This window comes from Candidatus Rhabdochlamydia sp. W815, assembly GCF_018642185.1.
GTDB classification, from domain to species: Bacteria; Chlamydiota; Chlamydiia; order Chlamydiales; family Rhabdochlamydiaceae; genus Rhabdochlamydia; species Rhabdochlamydia oedothoracis.
In genome coordinates this window covers 1-894 of the sequence record NZ_JAAVTY010000112.1, presented here as the reverse complement: position 1 = coordinate 894, position 894 = coordinate 1, and the positions used below count along the sequence as shown (strand labels likewise).

Here is an 894-nt window from a genome sequence, read left to right as displayed (position 1 = left end):
TTGGCTCATACAGCACGGATTTGCTTATAAACGTCCTAAAAAGATTCCTGGGAAATTAGATCCTGAAAAACAACGAATTTTCATAGAACAATATTACGAAACGTCGGTGACTTTTTTTCAGGCAATTAGAGGATTCTTCTTAGAAGAGATACCGAAAATAACAGATATTTTGAAATGTAGGATAAACGACAAGTTTCAAGTCGTTGACTTAAATCCCATTAAGCTAGCCGTTTGAATCGGCACTAGTATATTATCAACGTCTGATAATCGATATTATGTTGCATTTGTAAGTGATGCAAACGCTTGCTGAACTTTGTTTTCATCAAAATTGTCACCGGGTATTAGCTGCTTTAGTATAGATATATACTTGTCTTTATATAATTTAAAACTATCTAAATCTAAAATCGTTCTTACTATTCCTAAACGATCGGAATGTTTTTTGTTATGTTGTACTAATCCAGTAATAATTAAACACTGTTTTAGTTGCTCATCTATAACTTTATTAAGTTTTTCTTTTAGTCCTGACTCATAGCCTATGGTTAACCATCTAAAAACAGCCCAACCCGCTTCAAATTCATGTTCTAAACCATCATTAAAATCGCTAAATAAGTCTAGTTGGTTTTTTTTAAATTCCATCATTTCTTTCCAATTCATTGAATGAAAAAAATCTGGTGATACGTAGGGCCATAATGGCTCTGACGGATTTCGATATAACTCACATGTATTAGGTTCTTATTTAGAACTAACAAAAGATAACATCTTCTTGCAAGATAGAGCATTTTTTTCAAAAAAACCTAGTTATACAATTCTTAATTTGAAATCAAACTAGTATATACTAGTGCCGATTCAAACGGCTAGCTTAATGGGATTTAAGTCAACGACTTGAAACTTGTC

The 894-nt window shown here is 32.0% G+C and carries 2 protein-coding genes; one reads left to right on the top strand and one right to left on the bottom strand.

Annotated features, from left to right (window positions below; translation table 11 throughout):
• Window positions 1-235 (top strand): winged helix-turn-helix domain-containing protein (locus RHOW815_RS09390; protein WP_215217591.1); only part of this gene is annotated, 235 nt, incomplete at its 5' end.
• A gap of 38 nt (window positions 236-273) precedes the next feature.
• Here the strand turns inward: RHOW815_RS09390 and RHOW815_RS06920 are convergent.
• A complete protein-coding gene (locus RHOW815_RS06920) occupies window positions 274-654 on the bottom strand; it encodes a hypothetical protein (protein WP_215217590.1) in 381 nt (126 codons plus the stop codon).
• Between the last annotated feature and the right edge of the window lie 240 nt (window positions 655-894).

Excerpts from the sequence above, each read along its gene's own strand:
- RHOW815_RS06920 (WP_215217590.1), bottom strand. The coding sequence starts at position 654 with ATGAATTGGAAAGAAATGATGGAATTTAAAAAAAACCAACTAGACTTA.